At 47.1% G+C, this 18391-nt stretch carries 22 protein-coding genes and 1 pseudogene; 18 read left to right on the forward strand and 5 right to left on the reverse strand.

Annotation, left to right across the window (positions count from 1 at the left end):
- Positions 1-52 precede the first annotated feature (52 nt).
- From I8U18_RS13135 to I8U18_RS13160, 6 genes are all read left to right on the forward strand, one after another.
- On the forward strand, positions 53-841 hold the full coding sequence (locus I8U18_RS13135; protein ID WP_033102280.1) for an SDR family oxidoreductase: 789 nt from the start codon (positions 53-55) through the stop codon (positions 839-841).
- Between the two features lie 99 nt (positions 842-940).
- Positions 941-1597 carry a fumarylacetoacetate hydrolase family protein gene (locus I8U18_RS13140; protein WP_033102279.1) on the forward strand — a complete coding sequence of 219 codons (657 nt, stop codon included), beginning with the start codon at positions 941-943 and terminating at the stop codon, positions 1595-1597.
- Entirely contained in the window at positions 1590-2210 is a 621-nt protein-coding gene (locus I8U18_RS13145; RefSeq protein ID WP_198056384.1) for a GNAT family N-acetyltransferase, read from the forward strand. The genes I8U18_RS13140 and I8U18_RS13145 overlap by 8 nt, the downstream gene beginning before the upstream one ends.
- Before the next feature lie 181 nt (positions 2211-2391).
- Positions 2392-2577, forward strand: coding sequence for a type Z 30S ribosomal protein S14 (locus I8U18_RS13150; protein WP_033102278.1), 186 nt, complete (start codon positions 2392-2394; stop codon positions 2575-2577).
- A gap of 120 nt (positions 2578-2697) precedes the next feature.
- Positions 2698-3462, forward strand: a complete 765-nt coding sequence (locus I8U18_RS13155) for a threonine/serine exporter family protein (RefSeq protein WP_198064817.1) — start codon at positions 2698-2700, stop codon at positions 3460-3462.
- Positions 3463-3489: 27 nt separating this feature from the next.
- Positions 3490-3936 carry a threonine/serine exporter family protein gene (locus tag I8U18_RS13160; protein ID WP_033102276.1) on the forward strand — a complete coding sequence of 149 codons (447 nt, stop codon included), beginning with the start codon at positions 3490-3492 and terminating at the stop codon, positions 3934-3936.
- A gap of 17 nt (positions 3937-3953) precedes the next feature.
- On the opposite strand, the gene I8U18_RS13165 is transcribed toward I8U18_RS13160, so the two are convergent.
- A complete protein-coding gene (locus I8U18_RS13165; protein ID WP_198059454.1) occupies positions 3954-4874 on the reverse strand; it encodes a diacylglycerol/lipid kinase family protein in 921 nt (306 codons plus the stop codon).
- A gap of 276 nt (positions 4875-5150) precedes the next feature.
- On the opposite strand from I8U18_RS13165, the gene I8U18_RS13170 reads away from it, so the two are divergent.
- The 3 genes from I8U18_RS13170 to I8U18_RS13180 all read left to right on the forward strand — a co-directional run bounded on the left by I8U18_RS13170 (position 5151) and on the right by I8U18_RS13180 (position 7077).
- On the forward strand, positions 5151-5771 hold the full coding sequence (locus tag I8U18_RS13170; RefSeq protein ID WP_033102275.1) for a YhbD family protein: 621 nt from the start codon (positions 5151-5153) through the stop codon (positions 5769-5771).
- A gap of 15 nt (positions 5772-5786) precedes the next feature.
- Positions 5787-6512 (forward strand): polymer-forming cytoskeletal protein, encoded by a 726-nt coding sequence (locus I8U18_RS13175; RefSeq protein WP_052154440.1) that lies wholly within the window; start codon positions 5787-5789, stop codon positions 6510-6512.
- A 112-nt stretch (positions 6513-6624) separates the two neighbouring features.
- Positions 6625-7077 carry a gamma-glutamylcyclotransferase family protein gene (locus tag I8U18_RS13180; protein WP_033102274.1) on the forward strand — a complete coding sequence of 151 codons (453 nt, stop codon included), beginning with the start codon at positions 6625-6627 and terminating at the stop codon, positions 7075-7077.
- A 36-nt stretch (positions 7078-7113) separates the two neighbouring features.
- Here the strand turns inward: I8U18_RS13180 and I8U18_RS13185 are convergent.
- Positions 7114-7578 (reverse strand): annotated as a pseudogene (locus I8U18_RS13185) (manganese catalase family protein); the annotation flags it as partial.
- 231 nt (positions 7579-7809) lie between these two features.
- Between I8U18_RS13185 and I8U18_RS13190 the strand changes: the two are divergent.
- Positions 7810-8994, forward strand: a complete 1185-nt coding sequence (locus I8U18_RS13190; RefSeq protein WP_198064818.1) for an oxalate decarboxylase family bicupin — start codon at positions 7810-7812, stop codon at positions 8992-8994.
- Between the two features lie 431 nt (positions 8995-9425).
- Positions 9426-10046 carry a histidine phosphatase family protein gene (locus tag I8U18_RS13195; RefSeq protein WP_198064819.1) on the forward strand — a complete coding sequence of 207 codons (621 nt, stop codon included), beginning with the start codon at positions 9426-9428 and terminating at the stop codon, positions 10044-10046.
- 40 nt (positions 10047-10086) lie between these two features.
- Here the strand turns inward: I8U18_RS13195 and I8U18_RS13200 are convergent, their stop codons facing one another.
- Positions 10087-10740 (reverse strand): MOSC domain-containing protein, encoded by a 654-nt coding sequence (locus I8U18_RS13200; RefSeq protein WP_198064820.1) that lies wholly within the window; start codon positions 10738-10740, stop codon positions 10087-10089.
- A gap of 193 nt (positions 10741-10933) precedes the next feature.
- Here I8U18_RS13200 and I8U18_RS13205 point away from each other — a divergent pair, with 193 nt between their 5' ends.
- The 5 genes from I8U18_RS13205 (at position 10934) to I8U18_RS13225 (ending at position 15557) form a co-directional block, all read left to right on the forward strand.
- Entirely contained in the window at positions 10934-11143 is a 210-nt protein-coding gene (locus tag I8U18_RS13205) for a hypothetical protein (protein ID WP_033102273.1), read from the forward strand.
- A gap of 211 nt (positions 11144-11354) precedes the next feature.
- Positions 11355-12509, forward strand: coding sequence for an FAD-dependent oxidoreductase (locus I8U18_RS13210; protein ID WP_198064821.1), 1155 nt, complete (start codon positions 11355-11357; stop codon positions 12507-12509).
- 66 nt (positions 12510-12575) lie between these two features.
- On the forward strand, positions 12576-13169 hold the full coding sequence (locus I8U18_RS13215; RefSeq protein WP_198056391.1) for a gluzincin family metallopeptidase: 594 nt from the start codon (positions 12576-12578) through the stop codon (positions 13167-13169).
- 83 nt (positions 13170-13252) lie between these two features.
- Positions 13253-14362, forward strand: coding sequence for a M3 family metallopeptidase (locus tag I8U18_RS13220; protein WP_160173931.1), 1110 nt, complete (start codon positions 13253-13255; stop codon positions 14360-14362).
- A 175-nt stretch (positions 14363-14537) separates the two neighbouring features.
- Positions 14538-15557: a glycerophosphodiester phosphodiesterase family protein gene (locus I8U18_RS13225; RefSeq protein ID WP_033102272.1), complete on the forward strand. Its 1020-nt coding sequence runs from the start codon at positions 14538-14540 to the stop codon at positions 15555-15557.
- Between the two features lie 52 nt (positions 15558-15609).
- Here the strand turns inward: I8U18_RS13225 and I8U18_RS13230 are convergent, their stop codons facing one another.
- Positions 15610-16125, reverse strand: a complete 516-nt coding sequence (locus I8U18_RS13230) for an SgrR family transcriptional regulator (protein ID WP_033102271.1) — start codon at positions 16123-16125, stop codon at positions 15610-15612.
- A 353-nt stretch (positions 16126-16478) separates the two neighbouring features.
- The gene (locus tag I8U18_RS13235) at positions 16479-17051 is read right to left on the reverse strand and encodes a helix-turn-helix domain-containing protein (RefSeq protein WP_181735456.1); all 573 of its coding nucleotides are present in this window, start codon (positions 17049-17051) and stop codon (positions 16479-16481) included.
- A gap of 129 nt (positions 17052-17180) precedes the next feature.
- On the opposite strand from I8U18_RS13235, the gene I8U18_RS13240 reads away from it, so the two are divergent.
- Both I8U18_RS13240 and I8U18_RS13245 read left to right on the forward strand, forming a co-directional pair.
- Entirely contained in the window at positions 17181-17867 is a 687-nt protein-coding gene (locus tag I8U18_RS13240; RefSeq protein WP_198056394.1) for an AzlC family ABC transporter permease, read from the forward strand.
- Positions 17860-18180 (forward strand): AzlD domain-containing protein, encoded by a 321-nt coding sequence (locus I8U18_RS13245; protein WP_198064822.1) that lies wholly within the window; start codon positions 17860-17862, stop codon positions 18178-18180. The genes I8U18_RS13240 and I8U18_RS13245 overlap by 8 nt, the downstream gene beginning before the upstream one ends.
- Positions 18181-18391 lie beyond the last annotated feature (211 nt).

Below are 18391 nucleotides of genomic sequence, written 5' to 3' on the forward strand. Positions count from 1 at the left end.
CAGGAAGATAACTTTTCATTCTATGATTAGAAAGAGAAGGAGGAATGAAGCAATGGATTTGGGATTAAAGGGAAAATCAGTTCTGGTTACAGCAGCAAGCAAAGGACTGGGGAAGGCAAGTGCACTTGAGTTTGCGCGGGAAGGTGCCAAGGTGACCATCGCGAGCCGCAACCTGGAAGAACTGAAGCGGGCGGCGGGGGAAATTGAATTGGCGACAGGGCAAAAAGTGACTGTAGTACAAATGGATGTGACGCGGGAAGAAGATATCGAGCGGGCGGTGAAGACGGCAGCGGAGGCCGGAAACGGTCTGGATGTGCTTGTGACCAATGCCGGTGGTCCTCCGGGAGGGACGTTTGACGACTTTGCCGATGAGGCATGGATGGGGGCATTTGAACTCAATTTGCTCAGCGCGATCCGGCTCATTCGGACCAGCTTGCCTTATATGCGGGCCAAGGGAGGCGGAAGGATTGTTACGATCACTTCGACCTCCATCAAACAGCCGATCCAGGGGCTGATTTTGTCCAATACGATCCGTGCCGGGGTAAATGCCCTGACGAAGAGTTTGTCGGTGGAACTGGCCAAGGATCAAATTTTGGTCAATACAGTTGCTCCCGGACGGATCGCCACAGACCGCGTAGCCGAATTGGATCAGGCCAAAGCCGAAGCAAGCGGGAAATCCGTTGACGAAGTGAAAGCGGAAATGAGCGGACAAATCCCGCTCGGCCGGTATGGACTGCCTGAAGAATTCGGCAGGGCCGTAGCTTTCCTCGGTTCCTTCGCCAATACCTATATTACCGGCCAGGCTCTGCTCGTTGACGGCGGAATGGTCAAAGCGCTTTAAGCAACACTGAGTGAAAACCCTTCCCGCTTGATCAAAATAGATGAAGCGGGAAGTCCTGCTTTTTTTAATAAAGATGACAGAAGAAAAGAGGTCCCAGTAATGGAATCGATTCGCAATATTTACTGTGTTGGCCGCAATTATGTTTTGCATGCAGCGGAACTGGGCAATGAGGTTCCCAAATCTCCGATGATTTTTTCCAAACCGACTCATGCGCTTATCCAAGCCCGGGGGCAGGTGATCGATTTGCCCGGTGACCGCGGGGAAATTCATTATGAAACAGAGTTTGTCATTCAGATCGCCAAACCGTACGAAACGGGAATGAAAGCGGAGGATGTGGTGGATCGTTTTGCCCTCGGCATCGATTTTACCTTGCGCGATGTACAGAGCGAATTGAAAAAGAAAGGCCATCCCTGGCTTCTGGCCAAAGGATTTCCCAACTCTGCCGTCATCACGGAGTTTCGGGAATTTCCCGGGACGGAAGTGTGCAAAGCCCGCTCTTTCTCCCTGATTAAAAATGGCGAAGAAGTTCAGCGCGGCAGCCTCAGCGACATGATTTTCGACCTGGATACAATCATTTCATTTTGCGCCGACCATTTCGGCATCGGGCCCGGCGATCTCATCTATACGGGAACCCCGGCCGGCGTGGGAGCAGTTAAAAACGGGGATGAGTTGCAACTGAAGTGGGACGGGGAGATCCTCGGACATTGTTCGATTCACCTATCTGAAAGAATAGAAGGGGCCGTACAATATGAATGACACACTCTTTGAAAATCCGCCTGTTTTGGAAGGGAAAAGAATCCGGCTTGTCCCGATGGAATTCGAGCATGTAAAGCCGCTTTTCAAAATCAACGACCCGTCGATCTGGACCTATACGCTGACCGAGATAAGGACGGAAAAAGAGATGGAAGACTGGGTGGCAGAAGCGATCCGACTGCGCCTGGAAAAGACGGCCTTACCGTTTGTCGTCATCATCAAGGATACAAACCAGGTGGCCGGAGCGACCAGGCTTTTTAACATGAACGGAAAGCAACGATGCTGCGAACTGGGATCGACTTGGTACGGAGTGGAGTATCAGAGAACGTTTGTCAATTCCGAAGCCAAGTTTTTGCTGTTGCAATTTTGCTTTGAAGAACTGGGATTGATCCGGGTTCAGCTGAAGACCGATGAGCGCAATCTGCGGTCTCAAGCGGCGATCGAGCGTCTGGGTGCCGTTAAAGAGGGCATTTTGCGCAATGAACGTATCCTACACAATGGATATATCCGAAACGCCGTGTTGTATTCAATTACCAATCAGGAATGGGAAAAAGTGAAACAAGGGCTGCTGGAACGGGAAAAGCGCTATGCTTTAAGTCTGGTTCATGGCAGGTGATCGATGAAAGTGCCCATCCCCAGCGCACGGGATGAAGTGCTGAACTGCGAGGATATTTTAAAAGGAGCCTTTTTACAGAGGGTTCCTTTTAATTTTTTGGTTGTATCACATAATAAAACAAGGCTTTTCCAAAATACGGATGGATCACCACGTTGATTTCCGTAAAAAAGGAGGGAATCTGTTGGCGAAAAAATCAATGATTGTGAAGTCCGAGCGTCAACCGAAATTCAAAGTTCGCGCCTATACGCGTTGCAAACGTTGCGGACGACCGCATTCGGTATTGCGCAAGTTCGGGCTCTGCCGCATCTGCTTCCGTGAATTGGCTTATAAAGGGCAAATTCCCGGTGTCAAAAAGGCCAGTTGGTGATGGAACGGATCCGGATGCGGGAAAAGAGCGAAAGGCTCCTGCTTTCAAGGCAAGAGCCTTTACTTGATTCCAATAAACGGAAAAACGATCCTACCAAAAGGGGAGAAAGCGGGATTACGAATGAAACACGCTCATTCCATAAGCGAAATGATGGAGATCTGTTTGCTGGCGGGAAAGTTGCTGCTGGAAAGCGGAGCGGAAACCTATCGGGTGGAAGATACGATCGCAAGATTGGCATCGAGCGGCGGGATTGAATCGATTGAGGTTTTTGTGGCTCCAACGGTGATTATCCTTTCGATGAGGAAACCGGGACAAGCGGAGGATTACACCAAATTGGTTCGGATAACGAAACGGTCGACCGATTTGCACAGGGTTACCCTCGTTAACGATCTGTCACGAAAAGTGAGCCGGGAATTTTGTACATTGGAAGAAGTGAAAGAGAAATTGAAACAGATGGAACGGGATTCGTCGCCCTACCCGCCCGGTATGAGAATCACGGCAGCCGCGTTGGTGAGCGGTTGTTTTACCCTGATGTTTCAGGGGAGCTGGAAGGATTTTTTGCCGGCTTTTATCGATGGGGGACTCGGTTATTTTCTTTTTTTGTTTTCAAAGCGATTTGTTTCTGTTCGATTTTTCTCCGAACTTCTGGCGTCCTGCCTCATTGGGGTGGTTGCGAAACTGGCGGTTTTGTTCGGATTGGGAAAAGAGGTTGACCGCATTATCATCGGCTCGGTCATGCCCTTTGTTCCGGGTGTGCTGATCACCGATGCCGTCAGTGATCTCATGAAAGGCCATTTGTCTTCGGGAATGCTGAGGGGAGCTGAAGCTTTTTTAACCGCGTTTGCGATCGGAACCGGCATTGCAGTGGTGATTGCCGTCTGGTAAGCAGTGAAAAAGGAAGGGATATGTTGAATGATCGTTGCGTTCTTAGTCAGTTTCATGGCTTCAGCAGGCTTTGGCATCCTTTTCAATGCTCCTAAAAAAGCGTTGGTTCCCGGCGGGCTGATCGGGGCGATCGGTTGGGTGCTTTATATGGGATTATCGAGCCGGAACCATTTGGCCCAGGTTTTTGCCACGGTAGTGGCCTCGTTTGCGGTAACAGCGATCAGCCAATGTCTCGCCCGGATTTACCGGATGCCGGTTCTCGCCTTTAATGTTTCCGGGATTATTCCTCTTGTGCCCGGGGGGATCGCCTATCACACCATGAGACAACTGGTGGAAAGCAATTACATTGCCGCGATTCAATCGGCGTCGCAAACCTTTTTGATCTCGGGAGCGATCGCGTTCGGGCTTGGGTTGGGTGGAACCATTATCCCGATTATGATCAATAAATGGTGGCCGGTTGCAAAGCAAAAGTGACGTGTCTTTTTAACGGTTTACGGATCCTGGTACCCTTTTCGCTCATTCAGGGCCTTGTCATCCCCGACCACCATCCGCAGATGGCCGGGCAAGATGGAGAGGGTTACAGGGGTATAACTGTTTTTTTCGCCGTCACAGTCCACTTTCAATGGGGGAGTCGTTTTTACACGGACTTTTTTGGCGTGAAAATAAACCAGATCTTTTCCTTCCGGCTCTTCCGAAGTCAGGTAAGATGTGAGCATCGACCAGAAAGAACTGAAGGAAACCTCCTTGAAAATCAGGACATCGAGCCAGCCGTCGGTGACGCTGCTCTGCGGGAAGTAAGCATTTACCCCTCCGATAAAAGAGCCGTTTCCAACCAGCACCATCGTTGCTTTTCCTTTAAAAGCGGCAGTATCCGCTTCGATATCCAGTTCAAACGCTTCCTGATGATTCAGTGTTTGCACGGCGCTGAGATAGTAGGAAAGGCGCCCAAACTTCTCTTTTAAATCACCGCGGATCTCTTCGGAGACCTGCGTGATGAGTCCGATTCCCCAAAAGTTGAGAAAATAGCGGTCTCCGTGTTTTCCGATATCGACTTTCCGCTCTTTTAAATGGATGATCTGTTCAACCGCTTCCCGGTAGTCCTGGGAGATGCCCAGTGTTCTGGCGAAGTCGTTGCAAGTGCCGCCGGGCAGCATGGCGAATAAAGGCGGATTCCTTAACTTTGCCAGCGCATTGACGCATTCATGAACGGTTCCGTCCCCGCCAACAGCAATTACGAGATCCGCACATGCCCCCTGTTCACCGATAATTCTCGCACTGTCCCCCGGCCTGGAAGTATGACAAATCTCGATTTTATCGGCGATCTCTTGAAAGCGCCGGGATACTGCATCGACATTTGTGATCAGTTCTTTGTTTCCGGCGTTTGGATTTACCAGGAAAATGATTTTGTCCATTCGCATCCCCCATCAGAATCGGGCGCCAAGGAAAGCCCCGTCCGGATTAGTAAATCAAGCGTGGTTTCTTCCAGAATAGCAAAAAATGGTTGCACTTGCGAGGGCGGTCACGCTTTGTTCCTGATTCACTTTTTTCAGATTCATGAAGGGCCTGGATCGTGGAGCAGCCCCTGTCGAGAGGGTTATCGTCGTCCGCATCAGGTTTTTTAAAGATGAAAAACCTCTTCTCCAACGTAACAGTGTTATGTTACAATAAAAGCGGAGGGGGTGTTCGCGATGGAGCAAGAGTTGATTTCCAAAAAGGAACTGCTCGAGATGACCGGGATTTCGTACGGCCAGCTATACCGTTGGAAACGAAAAAATCTGATTCCGGAAGATTGGTTTATCCGCAAATCTACTTATACCGGACAGGAAACATTTTTTCCACGTGAAAAGATCCTGGGGCGGATCAACAAAATCAAAAGCATGAAGGATGACCTTTCGCTGGATGAAATCGCCCGCCATTTTATGCCTGATCTTAAACAAGTTACGCTGTCAAAAGAAGAATGTTTGAAACGAAACATTGTTTCGGAGTTGGTTGTCCGGATTTTTACGGAGCAGAACGGGGAGAAGAATGTTTTCACTTTTGATCAAATCTTTCAGTTGTTTGTGCTGGAAAAGGCGTTGCAAAGCGGGCAAATAAGCTTGGAAGAAGGGAAATTGCTGCTTAAAACTTTGGTTCTGCATGCCGGCGGCTTGAAAGGGAAAAACGGAGAACTCGTTTTTATTCGCAAAATGGGGGTTTCGGCGTTTATTTTGGCGGGGGCAACGGAGATCTTTTTTGATCCCGAAGTGAATGTTCTGCTGCGCTTGAGTTTGGCTGATCTCTTGGAAGAATTGAGATTAAGGATGGAATAGAACGGGGGATGCAGAGTGGAACGGGATAAGATGAGAGACCTGGTGATCTCCGGGAGCGGGAGTGCTTCCGGAGGAACGTTTGATCACGTGAAAATCAGTGGGACGGGCAAGATTGCAGGAGATTTGGAGTGCAGCCATTTAAAAGTTAACGGTGCACTGAAAGTGGATGGGAATGTAAAGGCAAAGAAAGTAACGATTAATGGAACAGCAGAATTCTCGGGAAGGTTGGACTCTGAGGAAATTCATATCCAGGGTACATCCAGCAGCGATGACCTGAAATGCAAAACCTTGAAAATATCCGGTGCTGCCAAAGTGAACGGTTGCCTGAGTGTGGAGGAATTGAAGCTGAAAGGGTCGATCGATGTGGAGAAAGATTGTGAAGCTGAAGTTTTTGAGGCCTCCGGAATTTTTACGATCGGCAGATTATTAAACGCCGGCACAATTGATGTGAAGCTGTACGGGACCTGCCGTGCGAAGGAGATCGGTGGAGAAAAGATCAGCGTGAGGAAAGGCGGTTCCCGTTTTAACCGCTTGATCAAGTCGCTGTTCCTTTTGGCTGATGACACCCTGAAAGCGGAAGTGATTGAAGGGGATGATCTCGATCTCGAAAATATCAAGGCCGATGTGGTGCGGGGAAATAATGTCATCATTGGGGAAGGATGCGAAATCGGCTTGGTTGAATACAAGCAAAACTATAGCGGAGAAAATGGGGCAAAGGTAACAGAGGCAAAAAAAATATAGGTTCAGTCTCACTTGGTTTGGAATCTTAACCGGCGTCAACCCTCGGATCGGGGAGCCGGTTTTTTCTTTTTTGCCGGTCTGGTAGAGTAATGGTGATGAAGGAGATGATGAGATGAAGAGCAAAGATGAGATGACAAAGATCCCTGTTTTTGTTTACGGAACATTACGTTCCGGCTTGGAAAATTATAAACGGATTCTGCAAAATAAAACGGCAAGCGAAATACCGGCTGCGATGAAAGGAAAGATGTACAGTGTAAATACGGAATTAAGTTATCCGTGCGTGATTGAGGGAGAGGATACGATTCAGGGGGAATTGATGGTGATTAAAGAAGAGTACTATTGGGATGTATTGAAAGATTTGGATTGGCTGGAGGATTATCAGGAGGATGATGAAGAAGGTAGTCTCTATTTACGGCGATTAAGGGAAGTGAATTTGCAAAACGGAGAAAAAGCGATCGCCTGGGTTTATCTTTGGAATCGGGGAGTCTCGGAGGATTTATATGTAAAAAGCGGAGACTGGAAACGATATATTCACCAAAGCAAAAGAGATCCCGACAAATCCTGAATTTCGTTTTGATTTTTTATTTTGAAGAATAAAACACCGGCCTTGAGATTCCGCGTTGAGATTGGCCCGGAAATCGGCGAGCAGATTCCCGCTGGCGATGGTGTAGCGGGCGTTCCACGGATAACCGACGCTGTCGGTGGGGGAGGCGCCCAAACCGGAGACGATGACATGTTGCGGGTTCATTCCCCCCATAGCTGCTTCGATCACCGGATTTTTGGCGGCTTCTTCCTGTTCTTTGACCGGAGCTTTATCCAACAAGCGCGCAATCATCGTGGCGATCATTTCCACATGCGCCAGTTCTTCTGTTCCTGTATCCAAGAGCAGGTCCCGGTATTTCGATTTGGTTTTGCAGCGACAGTTCCATCCCTGAAACAAATATTGCATGGCGACAGTAATCTCACCAAATTGTCCGCCCAGAATTTCCTGTAATTTTTTGGCGTAGACCGGATCGGGACGTTCCGGCTTCGCTTCATACTGTAGTTCCTTAATATGAAAAAATATGGAGATCCTCCTTGCTCCTCATTTTTTGTACCAACATATGTGATGAAAGCCCAAATGGAGCCAGTCTGGGCCCGTATTATTTCCATGCAGCGAAAGTGTTTTGCTAGATTATGATCCCCCCTGAACTTTTTGGCCGAATGCGTATCCAATCAAACCCCTGTTCCACATATTTGCGAATTTGCATAATAGATTAATTTATAAGAATTATTAAATAAATAAAGGGGAGTTTTCATGGTGAGACGACCTGAGAATTACCCATATATTTATGCTCCACAGCCTATCCGAAAAGATGGCGCCGGTGGGGTTGATTTAGGCCCGCGAGATGTGATGCGCGACCTTGAGAATCCTGACATGCTCGTTCCACCGTCCACGGATGCCGGGACGATCCCTAACTTGAAGTTTTCTTTTTCCGACACCAATATGGTGTTGGATCATGGCGGCTGGTCCCGGCAAATAACAGCCAGAGAGTTGCCGGTCGCAACGACGCTCGCAGGGGTGAACATGTATCTGACGCCGGGCGGGGTACGGGAGTTGCATTGGCATAAACAAGCGGAGTGGGCTTTCGTGCTTTGGGGTCGTGCGCGGATCACTGTGGTTGATCAGAACGGTCGGAATTTCATAGCCGATGTCGGTATGGGTGATTTGTGGTACTTTCCCCCCGGAATTCCACACTCGATTCAAGGGCTGGAGGAAGGATGCGAGTTTCTGCTCGTCTTTGATGACGGCAACTTCTCAGACCTCGATACGTTCACCATCTCCGATTGGTTTGCGCACACACCGAAGGACGTGCTGGCGGCAAATTTCGGTGTGCCGAAAAGGGCATTTGCCCATATTCCGAAGAAGCAGCGTTACATATTCCAGTCAAAAGTGCCCGGCCCATTGGAAAGGGAGAAGGTATCAAGTCCATATGGGACAGTTCCGATAAGCTTCACACACCGGCTGCTCGCGCAGAAGCCAATCGTAACGCCGGGAGGAACCGTGCGAATAGCTGATTCCACCAACTTCCTCATTTCACTCCGGATCGCGGCTGCTCTGGTGGAAGTCAAGCCGGGAGGAATGCGGGAAATGCATTGGCATCCGAATAACGACGAATGGCAGTATTACATCGCAGGAACAGCACGCATGACGGTATTCGCGGCCAATGGCACGGCCCGCACTTTCGATTACCGGGCTGGTGATGTCGGATACGTACCGTTTGCATTCGGGCACTACATCCAGAACACCGGTGATCAAAGCCTGTGGTTTTTGGAGATGTTCAAAAGTGACCGTTTTGCTGATGTGTCGCTGAACCAGTGGATGGCGCTGACTCCATGGGATCTGGTAGAGGACAACTTGCATGCAGGGCCGGAGTTGATGAACGCGCTGCGGAAGGAGAAGTGGCCGGTTGTCAAATACAAGCACAGATCCAAACGGTAGTGCGTCATATCACGGATTGGAGCAGTATCCCCTAAGCCGCCCGAATACCTCGTGGTGCGATCCATCCCGGAGAAGGAAATGCGATGACTGTCGCAACCTTGGTCGTAAAAAGGGTGACCGGCCAAAAGATTGACGTTTGGCACGGTCACCTTTATAATCATCGGCATCCGGGAGGCTGTTGGATGCCGGGGGCAAGGTAAACAGCGGATATGTTTCCTTTTCGGATTGACCCCCTTTCTGCTTCCGTGTCTTTTGCTGCTAAGCTGGAAGGAGTCGCGTTTATTGAACGTTATGCCTGCGGGATATCGAGAATTTATCGGGGGAAGAGGTTGCTGCAATTTATACTGCCGCGGCGCGAGCCATGTTGCTTCAAATACGTTACTTACCATGCTTTTATCGATTAAAAGGATGTTTCGGTGGGAGGGAACGGATTGACCAGAGTCTATTTGCTGAGGCATGGAGAGACAGAATGGAATCATGACGGTAACCGGTACTGCGGGCGGACGGATCTCAATTTATCCGCGACAGGAAAAAGACAAGCCGAATGGGTGAGTGAGTATTTGCAAGGGGTTCCTTTTACGGCCGCTTATGCCTCCACTTTAAAACGCGCGCGTGCGACTGCCGAAATCATCGCCCGGCACCATGATCTTCCGGTTCGGAGCGATGAGCGAATCGTTGAGGTGGATTTCGGAGAGTGGGAAGGGAAAACGCGGCCGGAGTTTACAAAGACCGACCCTGAATCCTGGGAAATGTGGTGCCAGAACCCGGCAGTATTCAGGGCAGGTCGTACTGGGGAAACAGCCTGTGAGGTATTGGAGCGGGGCAGGTCCTTTTTTGCCGAACTTGCGCAAAAGCATCCGGATGATACGGTTTTGGTGGTTGCTCACAGTTCGTTTAACCGTATTTATCTCGCCGGTATGTTGGGGATGCCGCTGAGCAACTATCGCCGTCTCAGCCAGGATAATACCGGAATGAACATTTTTGAATTATCCCCTGATCACGAACTGATTTTGATTCAGATGAATATAAACCAACATCTGGTTCATGAATAACGGACCGTGAAAAAAGGCCCGTCTCCGGTAAAGGCAGAAGTCACATGCGCGCGGCCAGCTTGGTTAACATGTTCCTCCAACTTTCAGCCAATGCGGGACAAGCAGCCAGCTCCAGGAACGCTTTCTGATCACCTTTCTTATGGTGGAGAAGATCATTGCATTTGGAGACTGTCCATTCGGAGTGGGGGCGATCAAGCAATCTCACTTGTTCCCCGGCTTGAACCTCCCCTTCCTGCAGAACGCGAAAATACCAGCCGGTCCGCCCGGTTGTTTCCATCCGCTTGGTCAGATCATCGATCCCCCAAAGGCGGGCAGGTTTCCAACATGGAATACGCGGTTGGGAAATCTGCAAGATGGCCTTTCCGATTTGATAGATATCCCCGATGCATACGGTTTCTTCCGTTTGATCAGTGATGACAAAATTTTCGCCAAATGCGCCGTAGGTAAAATCGCTGAGGTTCAATTCCTGCCGCCAAAGGGGATAATGGGAGTCAGCATAACCCAGTACTGCCTTTTCCGGTCCGCCATGATGCTTCAAATCCGCTTGATCATCCCCCTCAAGTTTGGTCCTTCCAAGCCAGACGGCACCTTCTGTTTCTGTTTTGTTAATTGCGCTGTGCCACGGTTTTCCCTCAAGAGGAAAAAGAAAGGTTTTTGTCTTTCCAACCAGAACGGTTTTTAAAGTCGCCAGCATGGGACCGCTCCTTTCTCTATCAGCGTTTATATATTATATTCGATGTCGGGGTGATCCGAATATAAAAACAGGGGTCACCGTACCGAAAAAAGAATCATTCACTTCTCGTTCAGATAATTATTATGTATAATAAAATTTTGATTAGTTTTATTGTTTGTATTAGTATAAGATATCCTTGAAGGGAGGAATTAGGATGAGAAACCTTTTCATGTCCATCTCCACTTTATCTCTCTTAATGCTTGTTATGGTTGGCTGTTCATCGACAGAACCACGAAAAAATCATGGTGATCTTTCGCCGAATGTAAAATGTATGGATGAAAAGGGCATTAAATATGAGAAAAGAGCAGATGGTTTTTATATGAGTGACAATGATTGGGATCACTTTATCAAGTTTTGCAGTTAAAAGATTTGACCTGAAGTTAGGAATGGTATGGGGAAAAATCGTTTCAGCGGAGAATTTATCAGGGGATTTTAAAAAACATTGACCAGAAAGTTTATACCCATCTGTTTATCCAGTATCCTGAATAATAGGAATTTATTCATTGACAAAACAAATTAGGTGCTCTTATTATTTTATAAGGTTAACTAATTTTTTTGGAAAGGAGTTTTGGATCATGACATTGCAAGAAAAGTCAATTGCGATCATCGGTGGCGGTCCGGGCGGCTTGATGTTAGCCCTGATTTTACAGCGTAACGGAATAAAAGCGACTATTTATGAACGTGAACCCGATGATAAAAATATGGAGAGAGGTGGATCTTTGGATATTCACGAAGATACTGGGCAGTTAGTTTTAAAAGAAGCAGGTGTATATGAACAATTTCTGAGCAAAGCCCGTTTTGAGGGTGAAGACTTTCGTTTGTTTGATAAAACAGGAAAGATTTATTTGGATGAGGATGCAGATGAAGAATATGGGGCCAGGCCGGAAATAGATCGGGGGGAATTATGTGCATTACTATTAAATGCGTTAGATAAAGAGTGCATTCAATATGGATATAAACTTGATAAATGCATCCCATTGGAAAATGGCAAAACCGAATTGCATTTTGAAAACGGACAGATTGAGATTGCAGATTTGGTGATCGGTGCAGACGGTGCATTTTCCCGGGTGCGGCCAATACTGGCTTCTGAGGATATTTCTTATTCAGGTCTTACGATGTTGGAAATGAATGTGGTAAACGCAGCTGTGAACCATCCTGATTTGGCGTCATTTCATAAACGTGGTACAGTATTTGCTCTTGATGAAGGAAAAGGCATTATTGGTCAGTTAAACGGAAATGGTACGATTAAGGTGTATGTTGGCCTGAAAGTGAATCGGGATTGGTTGGACCGTTGCGGTATTCCTTTTAACAAACCGAAAAAAGCAAAAGAGGCCATTTTGGACTTATTTGGCGACTGGGATGAACAATTGAAAAATTATATTCGTTATGCAGAAGATACAATAATTCCCCGGCGAATTTATATGTTACCAGTCGGATTTAAATGGCAACGCCATCCAAGGATCACGCTGATTGGAGATGCTGCACACTTAATGTCTCCGTTTGCCGGTGAAGGCGTCAATCTGGCGATGTTTGATGCTTATCATTTAGCGTTAGCGATTATGGATAATCAAAACAATGTTTCAAAAGCAATCGAAATATATGAGGAAAAAATGTTTGCTTATTCATCTGAAGCAGCTGCTGAATCAAAAGCAAATTTGGAGTTATGTTTTGGCGATCATGCAGCTGAAAGATTGATGAATGTGATGAATTCATATAAAAATAAGATTTGAAGGGAGGATGTCTGAATATTAAAACAGGTAGCCTTTAAAGTCAGGACTTAAGGAGGGATTTGCATATTGAAACCGATGGCAGACGGACCAACACGCTGGGATCTCCACTCCCTGTATCCTGGAGAAATCGAAGTCACACTTTCCAAAGAATTGAAGGAATTAGAGGTTGCATTGACTTGTTTAAGCGACCGTTTTCAAACATCATCCGCTGATTTTGACTTGATCAATGAAGACCAACTTCTGTTTTTATCTCAATCAGTCAGACAGATTGAAAAAGCAGACTCATTTTATTATTGCCTTTCTGCTGAAACCCCTGGACATCCCATTCTTACCTCATTACAAAGCCGTGTCTCCTCTCTGAAAGTCAGAATACGTACCCTATTGTCTGATTTGGGGCACCGTCTCGCCTCCATGAGCGATGATCAGTTCGAACAACTGATTCATCAACCTGCCATTCGCCCTTTTATTTCAGAAATTTCCGCACTTCGCGAGACAAGAAATTCCCCTTACCGAGTCTTGGAGGATTTTGCAGCGGAGCTTGCCGTGGATGGGTTGAAAGCATGGGAGGATTTGTATATCCAGCTTCGGAACAAACTGGAAGTCACAGTCCATGACGAGGCAAATCAAAAAAAATCGGTGAGGCGAATCGAATTGCCTTAAACGATCCAGATCCATATCAGCGCGAACGACTGTTCAAATCGCTTACGCAAACCTTGGAACGGGATTCCGGGTTATTTGCGTCCGTGTTGAATCATATTGCCGGCTTTCGATTGACACTCTGCGGTTCCGCCAAAAAAGATTTGTTGGAAGAATCATTAAAATCAAATCGCATTGCCCGGTCCACGCTGGATGCAATGTGGAAAGCAATTGATGGATATCTTCCTCAGCTTATTCCATATCTCGGTTTGAAAGCATCCGAATCCGGAGAAAGTCAACTCTCATGGCACCAACTGATGACGCTATCCCTCGACGATCATCAGGAATCCATTCCTTTCCCCAGTGGGGTAGAATGGATCATTCAAGCGTTAAACGATCTGAGCCCGGATATGGGTGACTTTGCCCAATATGCCCTTGCCAACAGGTGGGTGGACGCCGTACCGTTTAAGCACAAGCCCTCAAATGGATTCTGTGCTCCATTTATCAGTGATAAGGAATCCCGTATTTCCCTTCGCTATGACAATAATATGGAGAGCGTTCGGATTCTGGCTCATGAACTGGGACACGCTTGGCATTATCGTCAACTGGAAGACCGCCTCTCCTTATTCTTGCTGGAAGACCAATTTCCAATGACGATTGCCGAAACCTCTTCCATTTTCTTTGAATTGGCTTTGGTGGATACCGTGATCCGGGAGTCAAAAGATCGAAAAACGAAAAAATCCTTGCTCAATTGGAAAATGCAAAGGAGTATCAATTACCTGATGGCCGTCAGGGGAGCTTATTTGTTTGAAACCCGTTTCTATGAAAAAAGGAAATCTGGGCCCTTGAGTGCCAGTCAAATTGAGGAATTGTCGATGGAAGCTCAGAAGGAAGCTTTTGGAGGCAGTCTCAGTCAATATCAGCCTTTTCAATGGATAAAAGCAATACAGTTTTACAGAACAGATGTACCTTTCTACAACTATCCTTATACTTTTGGTTATTTGTTCAGTGTAGGTCTTCTGGAAACAGCAAAGAAAGAAGGAAAGCAATTTGCCCAAAAGTTTACGTATTTTCTAAAAGAATCAGGAACAAAACCCATAGAAGAATTAGCTGACGATCACTTTCATATAAAGCTTTCCCGGCCGGACTTTTGGCAGCAATCCATCAATCGAATTGTTAAAGATATCGAGCAATACACTATTTTATCCAAAAAATAATATTGAGATAAAATGATCCCTTCACGATATAGACCGGCTCCTTAAGCAGGGATGAACATCCTTTTTTAATTTTTGCCAAAACGGGGACAAACACGAAGGAAAAGGAACCTTTTTTAAACGTGATTCCCTGATACAATCGATGTTGAATCGCTCTTATCGGATAGTGGAGGGGAATATGAGAGGATCTAACAGGTTAGGGAAATTTGCTAAAAAAGTGCTGAAACGAAAAAGTTTTTGGATCTGCTTCGCGATTCTCATTTTCATTTATGTTAACAACAGCTCGCTGTTTGCAAAAGCGCCCGCCGGGCAGCCGCATCTTCTTGCGCACCGGGGGTTGGCCCAAACTTTTAACATGACCGGACTGACAAATGACACTTGTACCGCACAGCGCATTTACCCGCTGGAACATCCCTATCTGGAAAACACGATAGCTTCGATGCGGGCCGCTTTTAACAAGGGAGCCGATATGGTTGAATTTGACGTGCAACCGACGAAGGATGGTCAGTTTGCCATCTTTCACGACTGGACCCTTGACTGTCGCACCAACGGAACCGGGGTGACCCGCGACCATACGATGAAAGAGTTGAAGTCCCTGGATATCGGATACGGCTACACGGCTGACGGTGGCAAAACCTACCCATTCCGGGGCAAAGGCGTTGGTCTTATGCCATCGCTCGAGGAAGTGTTGGAGGCATTTCCGAACCGGATGTTTTTGATCGATGTGAAAAGCAATGACCCGACAGAGGGGATTCAGCTGGCCGACCACCTGGCCAAACTGCCGGTTGAAAGACGTGAGCAGTTGGCGGTATATGGTGGTGACGAACCGATCGCAGCGCTCAAGAAAAAGCTGCCCGATATGCGGGTTATGTCCAAGGCGACGGAAAAGGGATGCCTTTTGCGCTATTTGGCGATCGGCTGGACAGGGGTGGTACCGGAAGCGTGCGAAAAGACGGAATTGCATATCCCGGAGAAGTTTGCCCCGTTGTTGTGGGGATGGCCCACCCGTTTTCTCGACCGGATGGATCAGGCCGGAACCCGGGTGATCCTTGTCGCGGGGAGCGGAGATTTCTCCCGAGGATTTGATACGGCAGGGGATTTAAAGCGAATCCCGCCGGACTATAATGGATGGATTTGGACTAATCGCATCGACCGGATCGCTCCTCTTGTTAAAGGAAAAGAAGACGTGGCAAAATAACCAGATCCCCTCCTGTACGGTTCATCCCGGAAGGAGGGGATCTGTTATGAAGCTATTTCAATTTCATTTTCTGCGATTTTCCCTTATGTGAATGTTCACGATCGATCAGCAGCCATCTGCCGGTTGTGGTGGCAATCATGGTCGGGGTGAATGATTGAGACGGATTTTTTTTCAGTTGGTTTAATTCATTGACCTGAATATGAGGAAAACTTAACTCCTTCAACAACAACCGATAACATTGCTCGCGGGCTTCGCGGGGAACCCCTTCGCTTTTGATCCAGCGGATCGCCTCTTTGAATTTTCCCTGTCCAACCAAACATTGAACATAGAAAGGCAAAATATCGTTTAAGGATCGCCTGAATTGCAGTTTGGACCGATTTCCCCGTCCTCCGCCCGGTTTCCAATAGATGAGTCCTTCATTCTCCATGCTTTTTAACAATCGCTTTGCATTGCGCGGGGTGCAATAAAGCAAATCTGCCAATTCGCTGATGCTCATATAGAACGATTGATATTCTTTAATATCTTTGAGTTGTAGACGTAATTCCAAAAAGTATTCGATTGTTTTCACATGAATCACCTACAAAATCATTATAGCGAATTTTATACGAGCAAAGATAGAAAAGAAGCAAAATGAGTAAGTATGAGAAATACATCCTTTCGCAAGGAGGGGGAGATGGATCACAATGTCATAGGTGATTATTCAAGAGAAGGAAATTGATTTTTTATACAAATTGGTTTGTTATACAAACCAACTACGTATACGCAAAACAATGCATAAACCGTTCCTGTTGATGAGCAAAAAGGAAGGGAGATGATGGTTTCCCTCTGTCCGCCAAGAAATAGACGAGGGAAAAACCGTTTCAGATCTCCCGAATGAAGGGATGGAGGCTGTTGGCAAAGAGCGAAAGCCTCTTCGTTCCTCTAGGGATGAGTATAGGAAATGACAAAGTGAAGGATCGTCAACGCAGAGGATGGATTGATATATTTATGGGGACGATCTCCTTTAAAACGAATGGAATCGTACTCATCCAAGCAGTAAGTTTCCCGGTCCACTTCGACCGTTAACCGGCCGGACATAACGGTTACAAATTCCATCACCCCTGGCCGGTGCGCTTCCGACAGATATTCCCCTCCCGGCTGCAAGTAACCCCGATAAAGTTCAAACGAGCCATAAGAAGAAAACAATGGTTCAGCGACAAACACCTCGTTTGAGCTGCTCAGCTTCAGTCCGTCCTTTTTGCGGGCGATGGAGACATCCGCTTCAATCGACAACAGCGCGGTAATCGGGATATTCAGGCCGTTTGCGATTTTCCAGATGACGGACAGGGTAGGGTTCCCTTCGCCGCGTTCGATTTTGATCAATGTTAATTTGCTGACATTGATTTGCTTGGCCAAAGCTTCCAGGCTAATCCCCCTGTTGATTCGTAATTGCCGCAGATTTGCGCCGATGCGCTTTCCCACGGATCCTTCTTCCCACGGACTTTCGATGTCCATTTTTTCCTCCTTTGATTAAAAAACAAGGTATTTTATCCTTTTATATATTATAATAAACTATAAGTTAATTATAATATACTTTTGGTTTTTCGTTTACATCCTTAAAAAAGAGAAAGGGATGTGTGCAAAGTGGATGAAAAAAAGAGCGTAAGATCCGGTTTGATTGAAGCTTTGCCATTAGCAATCGCCATTGCCGCCTACGGTTTATCTTATGGTGTACTCGCTTCACAAGCCAAATTCGGTTTGGCGGAGACCGTGGGAATGTCCCTGCTGGTTTTTTCCGGGTCTGTCCAAATGGTTACCGTGGCAATGTTGGCGGCGGATGCAAATCTGACCAATATTCTTTTTACCACCGTTTTGTTAAATCTGCGCAATTTGCTCTATGGTGCCGCCTTGGCCCAGGGAATTGCGCCTGCCGGGAAGTGGAGATGGTTATTATCATTTGGAGTTACAGATGAACCGTTTGTTTTAGGGAGCGCCAGGTTTAAAAGATACGGACCTGACCCGTTGTATTATGCGATTGTGACAGGCACTTTGTATTTGGCTTGGATCATTTCTTCGCTCAGCGGGGCTTTGATCGGAAACCGGATGGATCCGCAGCAATGGGGATTGGACCTGGCATTTCCGGTCACCTTTATGGCTCTTCTCATCCCCGGTCTCAAGGAAAATCCGGTCATTGCAACGGCACTCTCCGCGGCTGTCATTGCCGTTGTGCTTGAATATTTTTTTCCCGGTAACAATTTTACACTCATCCTGACGGGCGTTTTATCACCGCTTATCGGTCTTTATGTGAAGAGGAGGTTCCGGCATGATTAGAAACTGGCTTTTAATCGGTTTGCTGGCGGCTTCCACTTATCTTTCGCGCATCATCGGGCTCGAATTGATGGCCGGGCGAAAGATGAGTCCTGCTTTGCGTTCATATTTTCATTATGTTCCTGTCGGAATTATTTCGGCCCTGATCATCAAACAAATCTTCGTGCCGACGGATGGGCGGATCGTCATTTCTCTTCCGGTTCTGGTCGCCTGTTTTATTACTTTCGTGGCAATGAAGATGTTTAAAATGTTTCTTCCTTCTGTTGTGGTCGGAGTAATCGCCGGATTATTCATCCGTTATCTTTTAAATGCCTGACATGGAGTATTTTTAATTTGGATGAGGAATGGACTGTTCAACAGCCCGACCGTGAGAATTGCCCCGATTCCGTCAAAGCTCTTATTGGTTGAAGCGGACAGGGGAATGCTCTGTAGCGGTGGTTCCTTTCAGATGCTTTTTCGCTACATTGAGGCTTTTGGATAACAATACCGCCTGCTCGGGCGGTTTTTTTATTGGATCGTGATATTTG

The sequence above is a fragment of the Thermoactinomyces sp. CICC 10522 genome (assembly GCF_016055075.1).
Lineage (GTDB): Bacteria > Bacillota > Bacilli > Thermoactinomycetales > Thermoactinomycetaceae > Thermoactinomyces_A > Thermoactinomyces_A daqus.

Bases quoted from the DNA above. Each gene is read 5' to 3' on its own strand.
- I8U18_RS13135 (WP_033102280.1), top strand. From the start codon at position 53: ATGGATTTGGGATTAAAGGGAAAATCAGTTCTGGTTACAGCAGCAAGC.
- I8U18_RS13140 (WP_033102279.1), top strand. From the start codon at position 941: ATGGAATCGATTCGCAATATTTACTGTGTTGGCCGCAATTATGTTTTG.
- I8U18_RS13145 (WP_198056384.1), top strand. From the start codon at position 1,590: ATGAATGACACACTCTTTGAAAATCCGCCTGTTTTGGAAGGGAAAAGA.
- I8U18_RS13155 (WP_198064817.1), top strand. From the start codon at position 2,698: ATGAAACACGCTCATTCCATAAGCGAAATGATGGAGATCTGTTTGCTG.
- I8U18_RS13160 (WP_033102276.1), top strand. From the start codon at position 3,490: ATGATCGTTGCGTTCTTAGTCAGTTTCATGGCTTCAGCAGGCTTTGGC.
- I8U18_RS13165 (WP_198059454.1), bottom strand. From the start codon at position 4,874: ATGGACAAAATCATTTTCCTGGTAAATCCAAACGCCGGAAACAAAGAA.
- I8U18_RS13170 (WP_033102275.1), top strand. From the start codon at position 5,151: ATGGAGCAAGAGTTGATTTCCAAAAAGGAACTGCTCGAGATGACCGGG.
- I8U18_RS13180 (WP_033102274.1), top strand. From the start codon at position 6,625: ATGAAGAGCAAAGATGAGATGACAAAGATCCCTGTTTTTGTTTACGGA.
- I8U18_RS13190 (WP_198064818.1), top strand. From the start codon at position 7,810: ATGGTGAGACGACCTGAGAATTACCCATATATTTATGCTCCACAGCCT.
- I8U18_RS13200 (WP_198064820.1), bottom strand. From the start codon at position 10,740: ATGCTGGCGACTTTAAAAACCGTTCTGGTTGGAAAGACAAAAACCTTT.
- I8U18_RS13205 (WP_033102273.1), top strand. From the start codon at position 10,934: ATGAGAAACCTTTTCATGTCCATCTCCACTTTATCTCTCTTAATGCTT.
- I8U18_RS13210 (WP_198064821.1), top strand. From the start codon at position 11,355: ATGACATTGCAAGAAAAGTCAATTGCGATCATCGGTGGCGGTCCGGGC.
- I8U18_RS13225 (WP_033102272.1), top strand. From the start codon at position 14,538: ATGAGAGGATCTAACAGGTTAGGGAAATTTGCTAAAAAAGTGCTGAAA.
- I8U18_RS13235 (WP_181735456.1), bottom strand. From the start codon at position 17,051: ATGGACATCGAAAGTCCGTGGGAAGAAGGATCCGTGGGAAAGCGCATC.
- I8U18_RS13245 (WP_198064822.1), top strand. From the start codon at position 17,860: ATGATTAGAAACTGGCTTTTAATCGGTTTGCTGGCGGCTTCCACTTAT.